Origin of the sequence: Sphingobacterium nematocida (assembly GCF_900168125.1) — a bacterium.
Classification (GTDB): Bacteria; Bacteroidota; Bacteroidia; order Sphingobacteriales; family Sphingobacteriaceae; genus Sphingobacterium; species Sphingobacterium nematocida.
In genome coordinates this window covers 23,128-42,571 of record NZ_FUZF01000018.1, presented here as the reverse complement: position 1 = coordinate 42,571, position 19,444 = coordinate 23,128, and the positions used below count along the sequence as shown (strand labels likewise).

At 37.6% G+C, this 19,444-nt stretch carries 20 protein-coding genes; 12 read left to right on the top strand and 8 right to left on the bottom strand.

Going from position 1 to position 19,444, the window contains the following annotated elements; genetic code table 11:
* Positions 1 to 58 precede the first annotated feature (58 nt).
* Both B5X76_RS17055 and B5X76_RS17050 read left to right on the top strand, forming a co-directional pair.
* Positions 59 to 490 (top strand): energy transducer TonB, encoded by a 432-nt coding sequence (locus B5X76_RS17055; RefSeq protein WP_079644999.1) that lies wholly within the window; start codon positions 59 to 61, stop codon positions 488 to 490.
* 7 nt (positions 491 to 497) lie between these two features.
* The gene (locus B5X76_RS17050) at positions 498 to 1,304 is read left to right on the top strand and encodes a suppressor of fused domain protein (protein WP_079644998.1); all 807 of its coding nucleotides are present in this window, start codon (positions 498 to 500) and stop codon (positions 1,302 to 1,304) included.
* A 14-nt stretch (positions 1,305 to 1,318) separates the two neighbouring features.
* Here B5X76_RS17050 and B5X76_RS17045 read toward each other — a convergent pair whose 3' ends face one another.
* Entirely contained in the window at positions 1,319 to 1,561 is a 243-nt protein-coding gene (locus tag B5X76_RS17045; RefSeq protein ID WP_079644996.1) for a hypothetical protein, read from the bottom strand.
* A 236-nt stretch (positions 1,562 to 1,797) separates the two neighbouring features.
* On the opposite strand from B5X76_RS17045, the gene B5X76_RS17040 reads away from it, so the two are divergent.
* From B5X76_RS17040 to B5X76_RS17025, 4 genes are all read left to right on the top strand, one after another.
* Complete coding sequence (locus tag B5X76_RS17040) at positions 1,798 to 2,610, top strand: hypothetical protein (RefSeq protein WP_079644994.1); 813 nt, start codon at positions 1,798 to 1,800, stop codon at positions 2,608 to 2,610.
* Between the two features lie 38 nt (positions 2,611 to 2,648).
* The gene (locus B5X76_RS17035) at positions 2,649 to 3,731 is read left to right on the top strand and encodes a ThiF family adenylyltransferase (RefSeq protein WP_079644992.1); all 1,083 of its coding nucleotides are present in this window, start codon (positions 2,649 to 2,651) and stop codon (positions 3,729 to 3,731) included.
* A 38-nt stretch (positions 3,732 to 3,769) separates the two neighbouring features.
* A complete protein-coding gene (locus B5X76_RS22375; protein WP_079644990.1) occupies positions 3,770 to 5,926 on the top strand; it encodes a sensor histidine kinase in 2,157 nt (718 codons plus the stop codon).
* Between the two features lie 82 nt (positions 5,927 to 6,008).
* Positions 6,009 to 7,094, top strand: a complete 1,086-nt coding sequence (locus tag B5X76_RS17025) for a sensor histidine kinase (RefSeq protein ID WP_079644988.1) — start codon at positions 6,009 to 6,011, stop codon at positions 7,092 to 7,094.
* Between the two features lie 16 nt (positions 7,095 to 7,110).
* Here B5X76_RS17025 and B5X76_RS17020 read toward each other — a convergent pair whose 3' ends face one another.
* From B5X76_RS17020 to B5X76_RS17000, 5 genes are all read right to left on the bottom strand, one after another.
* Complete coding sequence (locus B5X76_RS17020; RefSeq protein ID WP_079644987.1) at positions 7,111 to 7,578, bottom strand: response regulator; 468 nt, start codon at positions 7,576 to 7,578, stop codon at positions 7,111 to 7,113.
* Positions 7,579 to 7,786: 208 nt separating this feature from the next.
* On the bottom strand, positions 7,787 to 8,560 hold the full coding sequence (locus B5X76_RS17015) for a succinate dehydrogenase/fumarate reductase iron-sulfur subunit (RefSeq protein ID WP_205600169.1): 774 nt from the start codon (positions 8,558 to 8,560) through the stop codon (positions 7,787 to 7,789).
* 87 nt (positions 8,561 to 8,647) lie between these two features.
* Complete coding sequence (locus tag B5X76_RS17010) at positions 8,648 to 10,582, bottom strand: fumarate reductase/succinate dehydrogenase flavoprotein subunit (RefSeq protein ID WP_079644985.1); 1,935 nt, start codon at positions 10,580 to 10,582, stop codon at positions 8,648 to 8,650.
* Between the two features lie 23 nt (positions 10,583 to 10,605).
* On the bottom strand, positions 10,606 to 11,391 hold the full coding sequence (locus B5X76_RS17005; protein WP_079645097.1) for a succinate dehydrogenase cytochrome b subunit: 786 nt from the start codon (positions 11,389 to 11,391) through the stop codon (positions 10,606 to 10,608).
* A gap of 298 nt (positions 11,392 to 11,689) precedes the next feature.
* Positions 11,690 to 12,292 carry a porin family protein gene (locus B5X76_RS17000; protein WP_079644983.1) on the bottom strand — a complete coding sequence of 201 codons (603 nt, stop codon included), beginning with the start codon at positions 12,290 to 12,292 and terminating at the stop codon, positions 11,690 to 11,692.
* Between the two features lie 110 nt (positions 12,293 to 12,402).
* On the opposite strand from B5X76_RS17000, the gene B5X76_RS16995 reads away from it, so the two are divergent.
* The 6 genes from B5X76_RS16995 to pruA all read left to right on the top strand — a co-directional run bounded on the left by B5X76_RS16995 (position 12,403) and on the right by pruA (position 16,958).
* Positions 12,403 to 12,618 carry a hypothetical protein gene (locus B5X76_RS16995; protein ID WP_079645095.1) on the top strand — a complete coding sequence of 72 codons (216 nt, stop codon included), beginning with the start codon at positions 12,403 to 12,405 and terminating at the stop codon, positions 12,616 to 12,618.
* The gene (locus tag B5X76_RS16990; RefSeq protein WP_079644981.1) at positions 12,618 to 12,965 is read left to right on the top strand and encodes a tRNA-binding protein; all 348 of its coding nucleotides are present in this window, start codon (positions 12,618 to 12,620) and stop codon (positions 12,963 to 12,965) included. Before B5X76_RS16995 ends, B5X76_RS16990 begins: the two co-directional genes overlap by 1 nt.
* A gap of 3 nt (positions 12,966 to 12,968) precedes the next feature.
* Positions 12,969 to 13,439 carry a nucleoside deaminase gene (locus B5X76_RS16985; protein WP_079644979.1) on the top strand — a complete coding sequence of 157 codons (471 nt, stop codon included), beginning with the start codon at positions 12,969 to 12,971 and terminating at the stop codon, positions 13,437 to 13,439.
* Between the two features lie 89 nt (positions 13,440 to 13,528).
* Positions 13,529 to 14,137: a superoxide dismutase gene (locus B5X76_RS16980; protein WP_079644977.1), complete on the top strand. Its 609-nt coding sequence runs from the start codon at positions 13,529 to 13,531 to the stop codon at positions 14,135 to 14,137.
* A gap of 104 nt (positions 14,138 to 14,241) precedes the next feature.
* Positions 14,242 to 15,111 (top strand): helix-turn-helix domain-containing protein, encoded by an 870-nt coding sequence (locus tag B5X76_RS16975; RefSeq protein WP_079644975.1) that lies wholly within the window; start codon positions 14,242 to 14,244, stop codon positions 15,109 to 15,111.
* A 209-nt stretch (positions 15,112 to 15,320) separates the two neighbouring features.
* Positions 15,321 to 16,958 (top strand): L-glutamate gamma-semialdehyde dehydrogenase, encoded by a 1,638-nt coding sequence (gene pruA / locus B5X76_RS16970; RefSeq protein WP_079644973.1) that lies wholly within the window; start codon positions 15,321 to 15,323, stop codon positions 16,956 to 16,958.
* Positions 16,959 to 17,022: 64 nt separating this feature from the next.
* Here the strand turns inward: pruA and B5X76_RS16965 are convergent, their stop codons facing one another.
* Complete coding sequence (locus B5X76_RS16965) at positions 17,023 to 18,204, bottom strand: metallophosphoesterase family protein (RefSeq protein ID WP_079644971.1); 1,182 nt, start codon at positions 18,202 to 18,204, stop codon at positions 17,023 to 17,025.
* Positions 18,205 to 18,345: 141 nt separating this feature from the next.
* Positions 18,346 to 19,368: a recombinase RecA gene (recA, locus tag B5X76_RS16960; protein ID WP_079644970.1), complete on the bottom strand. Its 1,023-nt coding sequence runs from the start codon at positions 19,366 to 19,368 to the stop codon at positions 18,346 to 18,348.
* Positions 19,369 to 19,444 lie beyond the last annotated feature (76 nt).

Sequence of the window (19,444 nt, the reverse complement as noted above, 5' to 3'; positions counted from 1 at the left end):
TTTTTGGTTTTTGATATTCAAATAGTTTTATTAACTTAAACCTACAAAGAGTAGAGTTATGAGGGTTGGAATTATCATTGTGCTGTGTATATGGGGGATAGCTTCGTATGCAAAAGAAAAAAAATCGAGTTTGTATCAAGATACAAGTATTGTGGCTGATATTGATGTGGCCCCACAGTTTAAGGGAGGTATTAACGCTTGGAGTAGATTCTTGCAGAATAATCTAAATGTAAGTAATCTAGCCCAAAATATGGATAGTACCGAGTATGTAACTTACGGTGTACGACAAACAGCAATATTGGAATTCACAGTTTGCGAAGATGGGGCTGTATGTGATATTACCGTTGTTAATAAGGATAAAATAAGTCCGGACTTTGCTAAAGAGGTTTTACGGGTTATGAAGAGGTCTCCGAAATGGATTTCAGCGACCAAAGAAGGTGTTCCTGTTCGTACAAAATTTAAACAGTCAATAATGGCTATATTAGACTAATGAAAACATGTCATTTTGGAATAAAGTAAAGAAAATTATCTCTTCTGGCGCAGATCTGGAAAATGAAAAGAACAAAGACGAAAATAATTCGATCGAAAGTGAGGTGACTGCTGGGGGATCTAGAGTGTATCGTTATGAGAATACCGATGAGGAAGATCGAGGATTTTCATTTCCTGAAGTAGTCTGTGTTTATTTGGAAGAAATAGAGCAACACTTGTCTAAATACATTGGGGCGCCAGATATGGTTTTCCATGAAATTATTTCTGATTTGGTACATATTGATGTGCATTGGATTAAACCATCTGCAGAATATCCTTTTAATATATTGGTCACCTCGGGTATGAGCGATTTTCCGATGACTGTTCCTGATGAAATCGACGATAAGGAAGAATATGAACGAGCTGAACTAATGGTTGTATTGCCTGCTGATTGGAAAATTGGTGATGAAGATTTTCAAGATAACAACAATTACTGGCCCGTGTATTTTCTCAAGATGTTAGCTCGTTTTCCACATGAGTACAAAACGTGGCTTGGTTATGGCCATACTATACCTAATGGTATGGATGCAGAACCTATTGCTAATACCGGGTTTGGCTGTATGTTATTATTACCTCCATTTTTAACTTTCGAAGATGATTTTCTTTGTTTGAAGGCCAGTGATGGAAAGGTTATTAACTTTTACGCTGTTATTCCGGTATTTGCGAATGAAATGGAATTTAAGCTTGAAATGGGCACAGAAGCATTATTAGACAAATTTGATGAGTTTGGTGTGTCTGAACTCATTGATATAAATAGATCCAGTGTTGTGTCTTAATAGAAGTTGCCGGATTATTTTTTCTTTTTTTTTGGAGCTGAATTAATAGTTCGTTTTGATTTTTTTTCAAGCTCTTTATTAAATATCCAAATCATTATTGAAGGACCCAGTACAGGGATTACTAATGCTAAGAAAGTAATAATAAGTTGTCCACCGGTAGCATTGTTTAATTTAAAAAGACGGAACAGCATAATTCCGGTGAGTGCCATGTGAATTAAAAGTACAATATTTACTAGAGTTGCTTTGTCAAGTTCCATTTATTGTTAAGTTTTGTTCAAACCTACATAAATTCGCCTTTACACGCAATATAATTGCGTCGTAATATAGAAGCGACTTTTGTAGCTCTTCTCATCCATTTAGATTCTTTAATAGAGGGAAAATAGGTAAGTTGATCGGAATGTCAAGCTCAAAAAAATATTTATGTCTAACATCTAACACATTTAATTTTTATTGATTAGTTTTGTTTTCAATCGAATAACATATAACCGTTCCAGTGGCATTAGTATTTAAAGATGAACGTCCTATTGTTAGGTTAAGAGCATTCCGTGCTATCGATGACCCTAAAACTTGTGAACGTTTTATAGAGGGGCATGCACATGTCTTGACATCAATCGGAGTTAAGAAAGTTACCTCATCCAAGGATGAGTGGATGTATAATCCTGCAGCTTTTGTTTTAATAGTTGAATCCCTAGATGGCGAGAATGTGTATGGAGGTGCACGTGTCAATGTCGCTGGTGGCTCTCAGCCACTTCCTATTGAGGAGGCGACAGGGAATATGGATCCTAAGATTTTTGATCTTGTGTGGCGCTATGCTCAGGAGGGGACTGGAGAAGTGTGTGGGTTATGGAATTCCCGAGAAATTGCCGGTTACGGTGTTGGAAGTATTTTTTTAACGCGTGCCGCAGTCGCTATTTCTACCCAGATTGGATTAAAATCATTGTTTGCCCTTTGCGCGCCGTACACGGTAAAGATGGCGGAAAGTGTTGGTTATAACTTAGAAACCAGTGTGGGAAATAATGGAACTTTTTATTATCCAAAATTAGACCTGGTAGCGACCACGATGATATTGAAAGATGTGGATGAATTGACATCTGCAGATGAAGAAGAACGAAAGGCAATAGGCAACATTAGGGGATGTTTGAATGTTACCAAGATAGAATTGTTAAGAAAGCGTGAGATAGAAATTGAATATCGTGCAGAGCTACCTAATATGGACAGCTGGCATTTAAAAGATATCATTACGAATCTTAAGCCCAATAAAGCCAAAAATTTAGAAGGTGGACTGGAAAATTTAGATTTTTTGTAATCTTTTCTAGTGCTACCTTATAAATAATACCAAATCAAATGAAAAACATTTACCGACCCGAATTTTTTTATTTAGAATCCAATACGGATAAAAAGAGATTTGATGATTTACTAAAAAAAGAACCTTATATCTTTGATACAATAGAATCTCAGCTCCGTGAATTGATAAAAGTTCAAAATCCCTCAATGAATCCTACAGAGGGAGAGTATAACGCTTTTATCAAAGAACATTTAAAGGGGACAGATATTTACGATTATGGAGTTTGGGTTTACTATCCTTGGTCCCATCGTATTGTTCATCTATTGGGCGAAGAGGAATTCATAAAGGTTCGAACAAATAGGAACAAGGACAAAATAACAGAAGTCGAGCAGGAGCTTTTGAGAAAAAAAAAGGTAGGCATAATTGGTTTGTCTGTTGGGCAATCTATTGCGTTGACTTTGGCTATGGAGCGTGCCTGTGGAGCGTTGCGTCTAGCGGATTTCGATGTTGTAGAGTTGAGTAATCTGAATAGGATACGCACAGGAGTACATCAATTGAACGTAAGCAAAGTAATTATTGCCGCTCAAGAAATTGCAGAAATAGATCCATTCATTGAGGTGGAAATCTTTGCTGAAGGATTGACTTCGGAGAATATTGAGGAGTTTATCTTGTCAAATGGTAAGCTGGATACGATCGTAGAAGTCTGTGATAGCCTGGATGTCAAAATGAAGACTAGGATCGAAGCAAAAAAACATCGTGTACCGGTAGTCATGGAAACTAATGATAGATGCATGGTGGATGTTGAACGATTTGATGTGGAGCCTGATCGACCAATTCTCCACGGTTTAGTTTCGGTCACTGATACGGATCAACTAAATGCATTGTCTCCTAAAGAGAAGATAGATCTGATATTGAAACTCGTGGACGGGGATGGATTATCCGATCGAATGAAGCTATCGTTTGCTGCGCTAGGTAAGACGCTAAGAGCATGGCCACAACTGGCATCTTCTGTAACGTTAGGAGGCGGGGTTACAACAGAAGTGGTAAGAAGGTTGTTGCTTAACGAAGATATCGTATCGGGTAGACGTTATTTTGATATTGACGAAGTTTTACTTCAAGACGTGAAACATACTTTGGGGTAAAAGCTCAAACGATTTATTAAAGCAATGATTTGAAAGTTATGACGTTTAGAGTTTTATTTTGTATTTTTCTGCTATTCTTTTCGGGCGACATCCTATACGGGCAACCTATAATCCAGATAACGAATGATCCTTTGCAGGGGTACATGGGAAAGAAGGTTTCTGTGTTTCAGGATTCTAGTAATCAGCTTACGATAAGTGATTTAATTACGAATTCAGCTGTTTTTAAAAGGAACGATGTCCTAGTGCCCAACTTTGGTATAAGCAATTTTAACAATTGGATTAAGTTTAATATTGTAAACAATACGGACGAGAACCACCTTTACCTGATGATTAGCAATGCTACAATAGATCATGCTACACTGTATAAAGTGAAAGGAGGTAAGGTCGATAGTTTGGCAATTAATCGTGATGATCCATCTAGCCTTAGAAGTTTTTCCCATCAGTTTTACACTTACGATCTCTTACTAAACAAAGGGGATTCGATGACTTGTTACCTTAAGTTGGTTAGTACGAAACAATTGTTGGCACCTTTGTCAATAAATAACCAAAGAGAAACTGTAGGACGGATTATGGGATTTGACTTGCGCTCCGGTATTTATATCGGTATCATGTTGACGATGATCCTGTATAACCTATTTTTATTTTTCTCTGCTCGAGATAGGCATTATTTGGTTTATGTACATTATATCTTCTGGGTTAGTATTGCACAGTTAGCTATTTTAGGGTATTTTCAGCGCTTTTCATTCGGGCAGAATATTTCGGATATAAACTTGGTGACTTTTGCAGGTGCGATGTCCGGAATTGCCTCAGTTATATTTGTGAAGTCTTTCTTAAACATTAAGAAATACGGTCCTAAACTCAATAACTGGCTTAACGTTATCATTTTTGGCGATTTAATAGCAATAGTTTTATTGTTGTTAAATAGGCCGATTGAAAGCTACGGGATGGTTAATTTTGTAGCAGGACTGGGATCAATAGTCGTATTGATTGTCGGTTATGTCTCCTATCGAAAAGGCAATCAGTCTGCGATGTTGTTTATGATTGCTTGGGGCATATTCTTAGGTAGTGTCATTGTGTACGTGCTGAAGGACTATGGTATATTAACCTATAATCAGTTTACTGCACATGCCGTCCAAATCGGTGCTTCATTAGAAGCTCTTTTGCTTTCTTTTGCATTAGGTGACAAGATAAATACGTATCGCAAAGAGAAAGAAGAGTCTCAGGCTCGAGAATTGACAATCTCTCAAGAAAATGAACGTTTAATCCGCGAGCAAAATTTTGTGCTCGAACAGAAAGTTAATGAACGGACTAGAGAGTTGACTGAATCCAATGAATCTTTGCAAACCACATTGACTCATTTGAAAGAAACCCAATCGCAGCTTGTTGAAGCAGAAAAAATGGCTTCTCTAGGACAGCTTACCGCTGGTGTAGCTCATGAGATCAACAATCCAATTAATTTTGTAACGTCCAATGTTGCTCCACTTAAGCGTGACATAAAGATGGTCTGGGAGACTCTGGACGAAGTGGAGCGTATCGCATTTGCGGAGGAGTTATCTTTAGACGAGAAGTTGGCGCAAATTAAAGCCTATAAGGAAGATATCGATATTGATTATTTGAAAACAGAGGTTGATTTTCTTCTTCGGGGAATGCACGATGGTGCTAGCCGAACAGCTGAAATTGTAAAGAGTCTTCGGATTTTTTCGCGCGTGGATGAAGATACCCTGAAATATGCAGATATTAATGAAGGACTTGAATCAACGTTAGTCATTTTAGGCAGTATAATAAAAGAAGGAATAGAGGTAGATAAGTTATATGGTGATATTCCACAAATCGAATGTTACGCAGGTAAGTTAAATCAGGTTTTCTTAAATATACTGACAAATGCTATTTATGCAATTAACAAAAAGTATGATCGTGACACAGGCGGAAAGCTTAAAATAGAAACAGGTATTTGTGACGATGATTCTTTCATTTATATCAATATTGTTGATAATGGTATAGGTATCCCAAATGATATTAGAGAGAAGATATTCGAGCCTTTCTTTACAACAAAAGATGTCGGAGAGGGGACTGGACTGGGCATGTCGATCGCTTACAATACCATCGCGAAACACGAGGGGAAAATTATTGTTGAATCTGAAGTTGGGGAAGGGACATTATTTAAATTAATTATTCCTATTAAACAAGATACTTAGAAAAGATAAAAGCTTAAATAGCCTAAATTTCCGTAACTTTGTTTAAAGGTTATTTGGTTATTACTATTTTATTTCCAAATTTATGCAAGAAGTTCCAGAAATTTTATATATCGATGATGAGGTGAATAACCTAGTTGGCTTTAAAGCCAACTTTAGATATCAGTATCTGGTTCATACCGCCTCCAATACGACAGAAGCTAGAGATATATTACTAGCCAATCCGGATATACGAGTTATATTCTGTGATCAGCGTATGCCCGGAGAATTGGGTGTTGACTTCTTACATCGAATTAGAACTGAGTTTCCACGTCCTATACGAATCTTGCTTACGGCATATGCTGATATGGAAACTGTTGTTGATGCTGTAAATAAAGGGCATATCTTTAGGTTCGTTCGTAAGCCTTGGCAGCAGGAAGAAATAATCTCATCTATAGAGGAAGCAAATAAATTCTATATTGCGACTTCAATGCTAGATATAAGAAACGAAGAACTGCAAAAGGCGTATCATGAGTTAGATAAGTTTGCTTATAGCGTGAGTCATGATTTGCGTGAGCCGTTGACAGGTATTCTTACCGCCATAAAGTTGGCAGCAGGTTTTGATGAGATTGAACGTATGCATGAGATATTGGGCCTTATGGAAGGGTCTTTGATGCGTTTGGATGCCTATATTAATAGTTTGCGGGATTATTTCTTGTTGCGGCGAGGAGAACTCGAGCTGTCGGATATCGATTTTCATTTGCTATTTGATAATATCGCTCAGTTTTACAAAATGTATACGAAGAACAACCAGGTGGCTTTCCATGTTACGGTCGAACAGACAGATACATTTAAAAGTGATCATGCTGTTCTTGAGCTCGTTTTGCATAATCTATTATCTAATGCTTTTAAGTATCAACGTAAAGACAATGTTGATAAGCAGGTCAACTTATCCGTGGTTGTTAAAGACGATCATGCTATCATAGAAGTAAGTGATACCGGAATTGGTATTTCGCAAGAATATATAAAAGATATATTTAGACTTTTCTTTAGAGCTAGTAACGAGGCTGAGGGGATGGGGTTTGGCCTTTACAATGTTCAGAATGCCTTGTCTAAACTACAGGGCACTATTTCTGTACAGTCTGAATTAGGTAATGGAACTTCCTTTAAAGTATCAATCCCTAGTAAGTAAGAGTTTTCACTCTTACTTAGGATAGTAATTTTTGACGTAAAAGGAATTCTAATTGTTCATTAGAAACCTCTAGTTTAGAATATGTTTCTAATACGTCTTTACGTTCGGCATATATTTCGTATGCTCTCTGTATAGTTTCATCTAATTCTTCTTCACTCCAAGGTTTACTTAGATAATGGTAAATTTTTCCCTTATTAACGGCATCTACAACAGCACTCATGTCCGCATACCCTGTTAATAGGATACGCATTGGATCTGGGTTTATTTTGATGATCTCTTCCAACAATGCAACTCCGGTCATTTCCGGCATGCGCTGGTCAGTGATAATAATATCGATATGGTTTTTCTTCACAATATCGATAGCCGTGGGTCCGTTGATTGCAGTAAATACTTTATATTTTAACCGAAAAGTAGCCTTAAAGGAAACCAAGTTATTTTCCTCATCATCTACATACAATACTGTGATCTTGTTTTTGTTTTCCATAGTTTTAACGCATACGATCCCGCCTAGATTAGAGGAATCTTTTTGATATACAAAGTAATGAAAAGTATTGTAAGAATCAAATAGCTGATTATCGTTTGTTTTATTTCAATGTTAAAAAAATATAAATAAATGTGATAAGTTTCTAAACACGAAGAGGTTGCCTAGACAAGGCAACCTCTTCGTGTTTAGCTAAACCTTATATTAAGGCTTAGTTATGTACATCTTCTTGTCTAAATATTTTTGCACCAAGGTACTCTCTATTTAATCTAGCAATGTTCGTTAATTTTATGCCAACAGGGCACTCAGCTTCACAAGCTCCTGTATTTGTACAGCTACCGAAACCTTCTGCGTCCATTTGATCTACCATCGCTTGAGCACGCTCATAACGCTCTGTTTGTCCTTGTGGTAACAATGCGAATTGCGAAACTTTTGCGGATACGAATAACATAGCCGAAGCATTTTTACATGCTGCTACACAAGCTCCACAACCAATACAAGTCGCTGATTCAAAGGCCTCATCTGCGATACGCTTAGGAATAGGGATGATATTTGCGTCTGGAACACCACCGGTATTCACATTAACATATCCTCCTGCTTGTTGAATGCGATCGAAAGCTGTACGATCCACCGCTAAATCCTTAAGTACAGGGAATGCTGCTGCTCTCCAAGGCTCGATAACGATAGTCTGTCCATCATGGAAGCTACGCATGTGCAATTGACAGGTGGTAGTCCCTTGATTAGGTCCATGAGGACGTCCGTTGATTACTAACGAACACATACCACAGATTCCTTCACGGCAATCGTGATCAAAATATATTGGGTCTTCACCCTTACGAGTCAAATCGTCATTGACAATATCTAGCATTTCTAAGAAAGACATATCATCAGCGATGTCTTTTGCTTGGATAGTCACGAATTGACCTGTTGATTTATCATTTTTTTGACGCCAAACTTTAAGCGTTAAATTCATGTGATTACTCATATCTGTATATGATTTTAGATTTTAGATTTCGGATAAGAGATGTTAAATCTTATAGAACTCCGAGGTCTCTTATCTTTTATCTCAAATCTATTTATAACTTCTTTGTGTTAACTTAACATTTTCGAATACTAACTCTTCTTTGTGAAGTACTTCTTCTTGTCCTTCTCCTTTGTATTCCCATGCGGCTACATAAGCGTACTCTTCATCATTACGTTTGGCTTCACCTTCTTCAGTTTGTGATTCCAGACGGAAGTGTCCACCGCATGATTCGTTGCGATTCAAGGCGTCATCCACCATTAATTCACCTAATTCGATAAAGTCAGCAACACGACCAGCTTTTTCTAAAGACAAATTCATCTCTTCGTTTTCTCCTAACACATTAGCATTAGACCAGAATTCTTTTTTCAAATCCTGAATTAATCCTTTAGCTTTAGTCAAGCCTTCAGCTGTACGAGCCATACCACAGTATTCCCACATGATAAGACCAAGCTCTTTGTGTATATCATCGACTGTTTTCGTACCACGTAGTGCTAATAATTTCTTAATATTATCTTCTACGTCTTTACGCGTTTGTTCAAAAGCCGGGTGATTTTTGTCTACAGGAGCAAAGCTTCCTAAGTTAGCCAAGTAGTCTCCAACAGTGTAAGGGATAACGAAGTAACCATCGGATAACCCTTGCATCAAAGCAGAAGCTCCTAGGCGGTTAGCACCGTGATCCGAGAAGTTTGCTTCACCTAAACAATACAGACCTGGTACGGTAGTCATTAAGTTATAATCAACCCAAACACCACCCATAGTATAGTGTACTGCAGGGTAAATACGCATAGGTTGTTTGTATGGATTTTCATCTGTGATTTTAGCATACATGTCAAACAAGTTACCATATTTGGCACGTACGGTATCTTCTCCTAAGCGAGCAATGGCATCCTTGAAATCTAAGTAAACAGCAAATCCTGTTTTACCGACACCACGTCCATCATCAACAGCTTCTTTAGCATTACGCGAAGCAACGTCGCGAGGAACTAAGTTACCAAATGATGGGTATTTACGTTCTAGGAAGTAATCTCTATCGTCCTCTTTAACATCAGCCGGTTTCAATTCTCCTTTACGGATTTTAGCTGACATTTCTTGTGTCTTAGGAACCCATACACGACCATCATTACGTAATGACTCTGACATCAAAGTCAATTTAGACTGGTGGTCACCGGTTACAGGAATACAAGTTGGGTGAATCTGTGTATAACATGGATTGGCAAAGAAAGCGCCACGTTTGTGTGCTCTCCAAGCTGCTGTTACGTTACAGCCCATAGCGTTTGTAGATAAGAAGAATACGTTTCCGTACCCGCCTGTACATAATAGTACCGCATGGCCTTCGTGCGACTCTATTTTGCCGGATACCATATCTCTTGTAATGATACCTTTGGCTTGTCCATCAATTTTGACAATATCCAACATCTCGTGACGAGTGTAAGATTGTACTTTGCCTTTTTGGATTTGACGGTTCAATGCAGAGTATGCACCAAGTAACAATTGTTGTCCTGTTTGACCACGCGCGTAGAAAGTACGAGATACTTGCGCTCCACCAAATGAACGGTTATCTAATAAGCCTCCATATTCGCGAGCAAAAGGTACACCTTGAGCTACACATTGATCTATAATATTAACAGAAACTTCTGCTAAACGATATACATTCGCTTCACGGGCACGGTAATCTCCTCCTTTGATTGTATCATAGAATAAACGATAAACCGAGTCACCATCATTTTGATAGTTTTTTGCTGCGTTGATACCTCCTTGGGCTGCGATAGAGTGTGCGCGACGAGGAGAATCTTGATAACAAAATGTTTTTACATTGTAGCCCAATTCTGCTAAAGAAGCAGCTGCTGAGGCTCCGGCCAAACCTGTTCCAACAACGATAATAGTAAATTTGCGTTTGTTGGCTGGGTTAACCAGTTTCATGTTGAATTTATGTTTTGACCATTTTTCGGCTAATGGGCCTGCTGGTACTTTTGAATCTAACATATCTTAATACTATTAATTCGATATTACAAACTTTTAAAATAGAAATACAAAGGCATTGCTGCAAAAGCGAGAGGGATAATAACCCCAAATACCCAGATCCCAAGTCCTTTGATGAATCCGATGTATCTTCTGTGATTGAAGCCTAATGTTTGAAACGCAGATTGGAATCCGTGGATCATGTGAAACGCTAAGGCAGCCATTGCTATCACATACAATAATACAATGAAAGGATTTTGAAAAGTATAGGCTACTTGTTTGTACAAATCTTTAGTTTGAATAGTCTCGATACCATTGTTTACGAAGATTTTATAACCATCATAATCACTTGGAATGGCATCTGAAGCGATAATTTGACGATTTCCAGTAGACATTTCTGTGTTATACTCTACATAAGGCGTAGTGCCAAATTTGTATTGGAACCAGAATTGCTGCATGTGTGTTGCTAAGAAAACAAGAATTACAGTGCCTAATATCCCCATATTTCTAGAATTCCACTTACTACTAACATTTCCGCTACCTTGGTTGTAACCGATTGGTCGTGCTGCTTTGTTGCCTAGCGTTAAAATTAAAGCATAAACAGCATGGATGATAATAGATGCGTAAAGCAAGTAGGAAACTACTTTAATAGGGGTGAAGTGCGTCATGAAGTACGCATAATTGTTGAATGCATAGCCTTGATCATCCTTAAACAACTGTAAGTTACCAATCAGGTGAACTACTAAGAACGAACATAAAAATAGTCCGGTTAAGCTCATGATGAGTTTCTTTCCCAGAGAAGAAGTCAATAGTGGCTTTGATTTACTACTCATTATCCTTTTTTTTATAGATTTTAATATCGCAAAAATATCTAAATCATTTATAAAAATGACTTTAAATCCATTAAATAGCATTAATTTAGAATTGTTCTAAATCTTCCGAATTGAAAGATTTTTATTTCGAGATCTTCAATTTTCGCTAAAACCAGTGTTTGTTGTTTGTCGATGTTTATATGCCCTACCGATGTTTTCAGGGATAATACGGAGGGCTTTTAATAAAATCGGTCGGGACATCCTTTATATGTCCCGACCGATTTGTAATAATTTATAAGATTAAGTGCTATGACTTAAACTAGATTTTGAACAAACGGTAACCCAAACCGATACTCCACATGTTGATTTTTTGAGCTTCACTACTTCCTTTGGCGATGTCGTTCAGACCTAATTCATAGCGGAGATCCACCCGGAGGCTAGAAATGTCTACTCCGGCACCGAAAGCCCATGCTGTAGAACTCTTTTTGTACTCCGAAAAATTTAAGGCTTCTTTGATTTTATTGTCACCATTGTCATTTGTAATGAACGAGAATACGGGTCCTGTTTGGATTCTAGCCCCGATTGGTCCTAATCCAAATCTTTTGCCTAATAAAACCGGAATATCAATACTGGTAAACTTTAGCTCGCCCGTTGTCACTTCTTGAGCTTCCGTCGTTGTAAATTTCGTGTTTTTGCCAGTGATATATATTTCTGGTTGTACGTGGAAACCTAAAACCCCGATACGGGAATATAAACCCGCTTGATAACCAGCTTTGTTTTCCGAATTGAAAAAACTCTCCTCTTTTAATTTTGAGTAGTTTAAGGCACCTTTTAGTCCGATTTCAAAACTAGGTAGTACTTGTGCTTGGACCACAGTAGCACCAGAGAATAATAGAAGTAATGAAGGTAAAAACTTTTTCATCGTTGATTTATTTATGTAGATTTGTTTAATATACTATAGTTTAAAACGTGTTTTATGGTACAGACGATATTTCAGTCGCTGTAAATATATGCAATTTTAATACCACAATTATGAGCAGTATCAAAATTAACGAACAAGATTGGCAAGTAGCTAAGATTAAATTGAGTCGTAAGTATAATCATTTGACTGATGATGATTTATATTATGCGCCGGGAGAGGAAGAGCAGCTGGTCGAGCGTTTAGCGAAGCGTTTAAAAAGGACAAAAGATTATGTTGTATTTACAATATCTAAGCAATTAGAAGATCTTTCAAGTAATAGGTTGTAATGTCAGAAAGTAATGAAATAAATTGGTCGGATTTCGAGAAGGTTGATCTACGTGTAGGCACTATTCTTGAGGTTAATGACTTTCCTGAGGCGAGGAGGCCTGCTTATCAATTGTTTGTCGATTTCGGGCCCGAAATAGGGATGCGCAAGTCTAGCGCGCAAATAACTAAACTGTATACCAAAGATGAATTAGTGGGTAAACAAGTTATCGCTGTTGTGAATTTCCCCCGTAAGCAAATCGGTAAGTTTATGTCGGAGTGTTTAGTAACAGGGCTTCCCGATGAAAATGGGGATATAGTGCTCACAGCTGTAGAACGTCCATTGCCAAATGGCGCTAGATTGATGTAATATATGCGTATTTATAATTTCGAAGATACAACAGCCGAAGTAAATACGGATGAAATGTTTATGCGTGAGGCACTTCGATTGGCCCAAAAAGCCTTTGAAGAAGATGAAGTGCCTATTGGTGCTATAATTGTTGCGCAAAACAAAATTATAGGACGAGGGTATAACCTGACTGAACGGTTGAACGATGTGACTGCGCATGCGGAAATGCAGGCATTTACCGCTGCTGCTAATTTTTTAGGAGGCAAATACCTGAAGGACTGTACACTGTATGTTACCGTAGAGCCATGTGTAATGTGTGCCGGAGCATCCTATTGGACGCAGGTGTCCAGAATCGTATATGGAGCCAAGGATGAAAAGAGAGGTTATACGACAGTGGCTCCTCATGCTATGCATCCTAAGACACAGATTTTTGGAGGGATCTTAGAAGAAGAATGTGGAGCTTTAATGCGCTCTTTTTTCCGTGCCAAGCGATAAAATGGCATTATTATGAAACATTAGCTAAAGTGTTTTGTTATATTCGTAGTATTAAAATAAACTTGATAATTTAATTAAAATAAGTAACTATGGCATTTGAATTAGAAGCGTTACCATACGCAAATGACGCATTGGAACCTCATATTGATAAAGAAACAATGGAGATTCATCATGATCGCCATCATCAAGCATATGTTGATAATTTGAATAAAGCGATTGCTGGGACTGATGCAGAAAGTGCATCGTTAGAAGATATCTTAAAAAATGTTAGTAAGTATTCTCCTGCTGTTCGTAACAACGGTGGAGGTCACTACAACCATAGACTTTTTTGGTCTGTTTTAGGAGCTAACGCTGGTGGAGAACCTACTGGTGAGCTGGCTACAGCTATTAATGAAGCATTCGGTTCTTTTGAGGAGTTGAAGAAGAAACTACAAGAGGCTGGTGCTACGCGTTTTGGTTCTGGATGGTCTTGGTTAATTGTTGGTGCTGATGGTAAATTAGCAGTAACCTCTACGCCAAATCAAGATAATCCTTTGATGGATGTCGCGGAAGTAAAAGGAACTCCTATTTTTGGGATTGACGTATGGGAACATGCTTATTATTTGAAATATCAAAATAAACGCCCAGCCTATTTAGAGGCAGTTTTCAATGTCGTAAATTGGGATGCTGTTGCTAAAAACTACGCGGCCGCTAAATAGTACTGAGTTTAACGGATTTTATAATAGGCGACATGGAATTCCATTGTCGCCTTTTTTTTACTAAAAATATGTTGCAAAAGTAAGTAGCGATTAAGGTTAGGTATATGAAGCCAATTCAATTTACAGTCTCTGTGTACGGTGAAGGAGTTTTCGCTGTTATGGAGGACAAAAAAGAAAACTTCTACAATTATTATCATCGTCACGATGAAGCGCAGATAACCTACATACTTAAAGGTAAAGGGACCATTATGGTAGGGAATATTCTGCAATCCTTTCAATCTGGAGATATCTTTGTTTTGAAGCCAAATGAACCCCATATGTTTGATCGAGATATGGAGGATGAAGAGGAAATTGGCGATATTCATGCTATTCATATTTTTGTTAATCTAGAGCGGATGAAAAAGCTTTACCATATCCCGGAGTTCGAGAGTGTTAAAGATTATTTGTTAGAGTTAGATACAAGTAAGCGCGTAGATCGAAGCGTTTCTGAGTCAATGATGCATTATTTTACTAATTTGATGGTCAAGACATCTATGCCGCGTTTTACCGAGTTTCTTTCTTTACTTTATGCATTGGCTTTTCATAGGGGGGAGGCATCGTCACTTTATTCTGGCGTTCGAAACGTAACTTACTCCGATAAGGATGGTGCACGGATTAGCCAGGTCTACAAGTATACTTTTGATCATTATAACGAGGATATCACCGTCGAACAGGTTGCCTCAATTGTACATATGACGGCGACATCATTTTGTAAGTTTTTTAAGAAGCACACAACAAAAACATATATAAGCTTTTTGAACGAGGTACGAATTGAGAAGGCCTGCCAGATTTTGATTGATAATAAATCGGAACATATAGCAGAAGCAGCTTTTCAATCGGGATTTAATAATGTTGTCCATTTTAATCGCGTTTTTAAGTCTATTACCAAGATGTCTCCACGAAAATATATAGCGCAGCATACGGTAGAAGTATAACAAAAATTGCAATTGGGAATTGGCTTTTATGATTTTTATTTTTGATGTATACTTTTGATTTTTAGTTGCTTTTGGGAGATGTTTTGTTTTTGTTGTAAATGCATGGAGTCTTCTTTTTGGATATAATATGTTTATTTATGGACAATTGAAGATTATAAATTCAGGGATATATTTCGTTATTTTACAGTTATAATAAATAAAATAAAATTATGTTAAAGGGATTTTTTAATGTTCCGGCTCCTATTAACGAACCGGTATATTCATACGCACCAGGCACGAAGGAAAGAGCTTTATTACGTCAGGCTATCAATGATGCAAGAGCGCAAGAAATTGACGTTCCTATGTACATCGGTGATAAAGAAGTTCGTACGGAGAAAAAAGTTAAATTGACTCCTCCACACGATCATAAACATATTTTGGGATATTATTCTCAAGGTACCAAAGAACATGTTAAAGAGGCTATCCAGGTGGCTCTATCTGCTAAGGAAGATTGGGAAAACTTACCTTGGGAACAACGTGCTGCTGTATTTTTGAAAGCGGCCGAGTTGATCGCTACTAAATATCGTTATAAGCTCAACGCAGCTACAATGTTAGGGCAATCCAAAAATCCTTATCAAGCAGAGATTGATTCGGCGTGTGAAATCGTAGACTTTTTACGTTTCAACGTGAAATATATGTCTGAGATCTATCAACAACAACCGCCAGCAAACAGCAAAGGAGTATGGAATCGTGTTGAGCAACGTCCTTTAGAGGGGTTTGTTTTTGCGTTGACACCTTTTAACTTTACGGCAATTGCTGGTAATTTGCCAACATCAGTAGCGATGATGGGAAATGTAGTTGTTTGGAAGCCTTCCAATACACAGATCTATTCGGCGAATGTGCTTATGCAGATTTTCAAAGAAGCCGGACTTCCTGATGGCGTTATCAATTTGGTGTATGTTTCTGGACCTGATGCTGGTGATGTGATTTTTAAACACCCAGATTTTGCAGGTATACATTTCACAGGATCCACAGGAGTATTTCAAGATATCTGGAAGACTATCGGTGAAAATATCCATTTGTATAAAACCTATCCACGTATTGTTGGTGAGACTGGTGGAAAAGATTTTATCGTTGCACATTCGTCAGCCGACTTAGATGTGTTGAATACAGCATTGATTCGTGGCGCGTTTGAGTTCCAAGGACAAAAATGTTCTGCTGCATCTAGAGCATATATTCCACAATCACTTTGGAAAGATCTAAAAGGGTTAATGGAAAGAGATATTAAATCTTTCAAGATCGGAGGGACAGAAGATTTCAGTAATTTTATCAATGCTGTGATTGACGAGAAATCGTTTGATAAAATCACGAGTTACATCGATAGAGCAAAAGAGTCTAAAGACGCTGAAGTTATCATCGGAGGTGCTTACGATAAGTCAACAGGATATTTTATCCATCCGACGGTCATTCTAGCTAAAACGCCAGATTATGAAACACTATCTGAAGAATTATTTGGACCAGTCTTGACTATTTATGTTTATGAGGATGAGCAATGGTCGGATATGTTAAAATTGGTAGATAGCACATCTATTTATGCGTTAACAGGTGCGATTATTTCCCAGGATCGCTATGCTGCACAAGAAGCTACACATGCGTTACGTAATGCTGCAGGTAACTTCTATATAAATGATAAATGTACAGGAGCTGTTGTAGGCCAACAACCATTTGGTGGAGCAAGAGGCTCTGGTACAAATGATAAGGCGGGGTCGATGATCAACTTATTACGTTGGGTTTCGCCTCGTACAATTAAAGAAACTTTTACGCCAGATACGGATTATAGGTATCCATTCTTGTCTGACGAGCAATAAAATCAAGATCGTTTTAGTAGAAAAGGCACAATCGTCAGATTGTGCCTTTTTTTTAATCATCACTTTAAGCTTTTGAGAAGCTATTAATGAGTTCTCCAGTTTCCTTCTTTAATTTCACATCTAGTTTTTTTCCTGATGCGGATACTTCAATAAGCGTACGTTGACCTTGTTTTGGGCCACCACCTATAATAACTGGATAATTGTGATCGGTATTCGCAGGGTAAAATCCAAATTTATGTGTGTGGCCGGAAATCAATGCATCCACTTTATGTTTCTGCAAGAGATCATGAAAACATTCTCTATTATGTAGTGTACCATGCCAATCATCGGAATGGAAGAATGGAATATGATTTAGGACCAGAGTATGTTTGGCTTTTTTTCTTTCTTTTGATGTTAGAACTTTAGCTAACCATTCTTTCTGTTCGAGTCTATATGTGTCATAATCAACGGTGTTCGCATATACCTCATGATTGTCTGGTTTATCTTCTCCTCCGTCTAAGAGGATCCAAAAGATAGGTCCCAATAAGAATGCCTGGTAAAACTTGTTGTTTGGGTAATCGAAATATCTTTTATAATCCCTTGCGAATGAGCCTCTTGTTTCGTGATTGCCTCTGATCATTACAAAGGGGGTCTGCGATGAAGAAAGGTCATTCATAGGTTGAAATAGTTTACTAACTAGTTCTTGGGATTGAGTGACATAATGGAATAGGTCTCCATTTAATAAGATGGCGTCCTTTCTTGGTAAAGTGCTTCGATCAAAAAGTAATTTATAACTTTTTACATCCTCATGGATGTCGTTTAATATGAGTACGTGAACGTCTTCTTTTGCGAAAGGTAGTTTGGTTGTTATCGCTTGCGTCCCGATCTCTTTGCCATATTCAATTTTATAAGGGTCAAATTTGATAATCTCTTTTGCGACTATACGATATTTGAAATCTTTGTCTAAATGAGGGACTTTAAATTTAAAGAAGTCTGTATTTGCGTTGCGCATTCCATCTTCTGTCTGATAAATGGAGCTATAAGAATTGCCATTATCATCCAAGAGCTCGACCCAGGCCAAGCAAGGTTTGTTAAAAAATGCACAGATTGTGACATTTTCGGAATCAAAGTTTTGAAGATAGGGAGGACAGGATAATGAAAAATCATTCTTTTGTTGATTTTCTGTATACGCAGAAGTCGTCTTAATAGTTGTGCTAAGACCAATAGCTCCTACAGTTTTTAGGAAAAATCTTCTATCAATTGCCATAATAAGTAAAGGTTGTTGCTAGCTAAAGTACATAAAATAGAAATATATTTATAGAAGTAATAGCGTTGTTGCAGTTTGCATAACAAAAAAAGGGAGCTTCTGATAAAAGCTCCCTTTCGATACATATTAAATTAAATATTGTTATTCTTCCAATAAAGCTGATTGATCAACAGTTTCACCCGTTACTTCGGCTCTTATTTTTCCTTCAAGTTCATCCATTAAATCTGGATTATCAAACAGGAGATTCTTAACAGCATCACGGCCTTGACCTAATTTAGTATCGCCATAGCTAAACCAAGAACCCGATTTTTTTATGATGTTATATTCGACACCTAAGTCAATAATTTCTCCTACTTTTGAAATTCCTTCTCCAAACATAATGTCAAATTCTGCTATACGGAAAGGAGGGGCGACTTTATTCTTGACAATTTTTACTTTTACCCGGTTTCCAGATACTTCGTCGGAATCTTTGATTTGAGATGTACGACGAATGTCTAAACGTACTGATGCATAGAATTTGAGTGCATTACCACCTGTTGTTGTCTCGGGGTTACCAAACATCACACCAATTTTTTCGCGTAATTGGTTAATGAAAATACAGCAACAGTTTGTTTTGGAGATAGTACCTGTTAATTTACGTAATGCTTGTGACATGAGGCGAGCTTGAAGTCCCATTTTGGATTCTCCCATTTCACCTTCTATTTCTCCTTTAGGTACTAAAGCTGCTACAGAGTCAATCACTATTACATCTATAGCTCCCGAACGGATAAGGTTGTCTGCAATTTCTAGAGCTTGTTCGCCGTTGTCAGGTTGAGATATTAAAAGATTCTCTACATCAACGCCTAGCTTTTGAGCATAGTATTTATCAAATGCATGCTCCGCATCAATTATTGCTGCTATTCCTCCTTTTTTTTGGGCTTCTGCTACAATATGTGTGGCCAAGGTTGTTTTTCCGGAAGATTCAGGTCCATATATCTCGATAATACGACCTTTAGGAACTCCACCAATACCTAATGCGATATCTAGCCCCAATGAACCTGTAGAAATAGCCTCAATAGGTTCAACTGCTGAATCACCTAATTTCATGATAGTACCTTTTCCGTAAGATTTTTCTAACTTATCTAAGGTCAGCTGTAGTGCTTTTAGTTTGTCTGCGTTACTCATGTTTTTAGTATTGTTGTGTCAAATATATAAGCTTTAATTTAAAAATACAATTTTTTTACTAAAATAATTAGTCTGT

What these genes read in the sequence shown, in the direction of transcription:
- B5X76_RS17055 (WP_079644999.1), top strand. Translation starts at nt 59, where the DNA reads ATGAGGGTTGGAATTATCATTGTGCTGTGTATATGGGGGATAGCTTCG.
- B5X76_RS17050 (WP_079644998.1), top strand. Translation starts at nt 498, where the DNA reads ATGTCATTTTGGAATAAAGTAAAGAAAATTATCTCTTCTGGCGCAGAT.
- B5X76_RS17045 (WP_079644996.1), bottom strand. Translation starts at nt 1,561, where the DNA reads ATGGAACTTGACAAAGCAACTCTAGTAAATATTGTACTTTTAATTCAC.
- B5X76_RS17035 (WP_079644992.1), top strand. Translation starts at nt 2,649, where the DNA reads ATGAAAAACATTTACCGACCCGAATTTTTTTATTTAGAATCCAATACG.
- B5X76_RS22375 (WP_079644990.1), top strand. Translation starts at nt 3,770, where the DNA reads ATGACGTTTAGAGTTTTATTTTGTATTTTTCTGCTATTCTTTTCGGGC.
- B5X76_RS17025 (WP_079644988.1), top strand. Translation starts at nt 6,009, where the DNA reads ATGCAAGAAGTTCCAGAAATTTTATATATCGATGATGAGGTGAATAAC.
- B5X76_RS17020 (WP_079644987.1), bottom strand. Translation starts at nt 7,578, where the DNA reads ATGGAAAACAAAAACAAGATCACAGTATTGTATGTAGATGATGAGGAA.
- B5X76_RS17015 (WP_205600169.1), bottom strand. Translation starts at nt 8,560, where the DNA reads ATGAGTAATCACATGAATTTAACGCTTAAAGTTTGGCGTCAAAAAAAT.
- B5X76_RS17010 (WP_079644985.1), bottom strand. Translation starts at nt 10,582, where the DNA reads ATGTTAGATTCAAAAGTACCAGCAGGCCCATTAGCCGAAAAATGGTCA.
- B5X76_RS17005 (WP_079645097.1), bottom strand. Translation starts at nt 11,391, where the DNA reads ATGAGTAGTAAATCAAAGCCACTATTGACTTCTTCTCTGGGAAAGAAA.
- B5X76_RS17000 (WP_079644983.1), bottom strand. Translation starts at nt 12,292, where the DNA reads ATGAAAAAGTTTTTACCTTCATTACTTCTATTATTCTCTGGTGCTACT.
- B5X76_RS16995 (WP_079645095.1), top strand. Translation starts at nt 12,403, where the DNA reads ATGAGCAGTATCAAAATTAACGAACAAGATTGGCAAGTAGCTAAGATT.
- B5X76_RS16990 (WP_079644981.1), top strand. Translation starts at nt 12,618, where the DNA reads ATGTCAGAAAGTAATGAAATAAATTGGTCGGATTTCGAGAAGGTTGAT.
- B5X76_RS16985 (WP_079644979.1), top strand. Translation starts at nt 12,969, where the DNA reads ATGCGTATTTATAATTTCGAAGATACAACAGCCGAAGTAAATACGGAT.
- B5X76_RS16980 (WP_079644977.1), top strand. Translation starts at nt 13,529, where the DNA reads ATGGCATTTGAATTAGAAGCGTTACCATACGCAAATGACGCATTGGAA.
- B5X76_RS16975 (WP_079644975.1), top strand. Translation starts at nt 14,242, where the DNA reads ATGAAGCCAATTCAATTTACAGTCTCTGTGTACGGTGAAGGAGTTTTC.
- pruA (WP_079644973.1), top strand. Translation starts at nt 15,321, where the DNA reads ATGTTAAAGGGATTTTTTAATGTTCCGGCTCCTATTAACGAACCGGTA.
- B5X76_RS16965 (WP_079644971.1), bottom strand. Translation starts at nt 18,204, where the DNA reads ATGGCAATTGATAGAAGATTTTTCCTAAAAACTGTAGGAGCTATTGGT.
- recA (WP_079644970.1), bottom strand. Translation starts at nt 19,368, where the DNA reads ATGAGTAACGCAGACAAACTAAAAGCACTACAGCTGACCTTAGATAAG.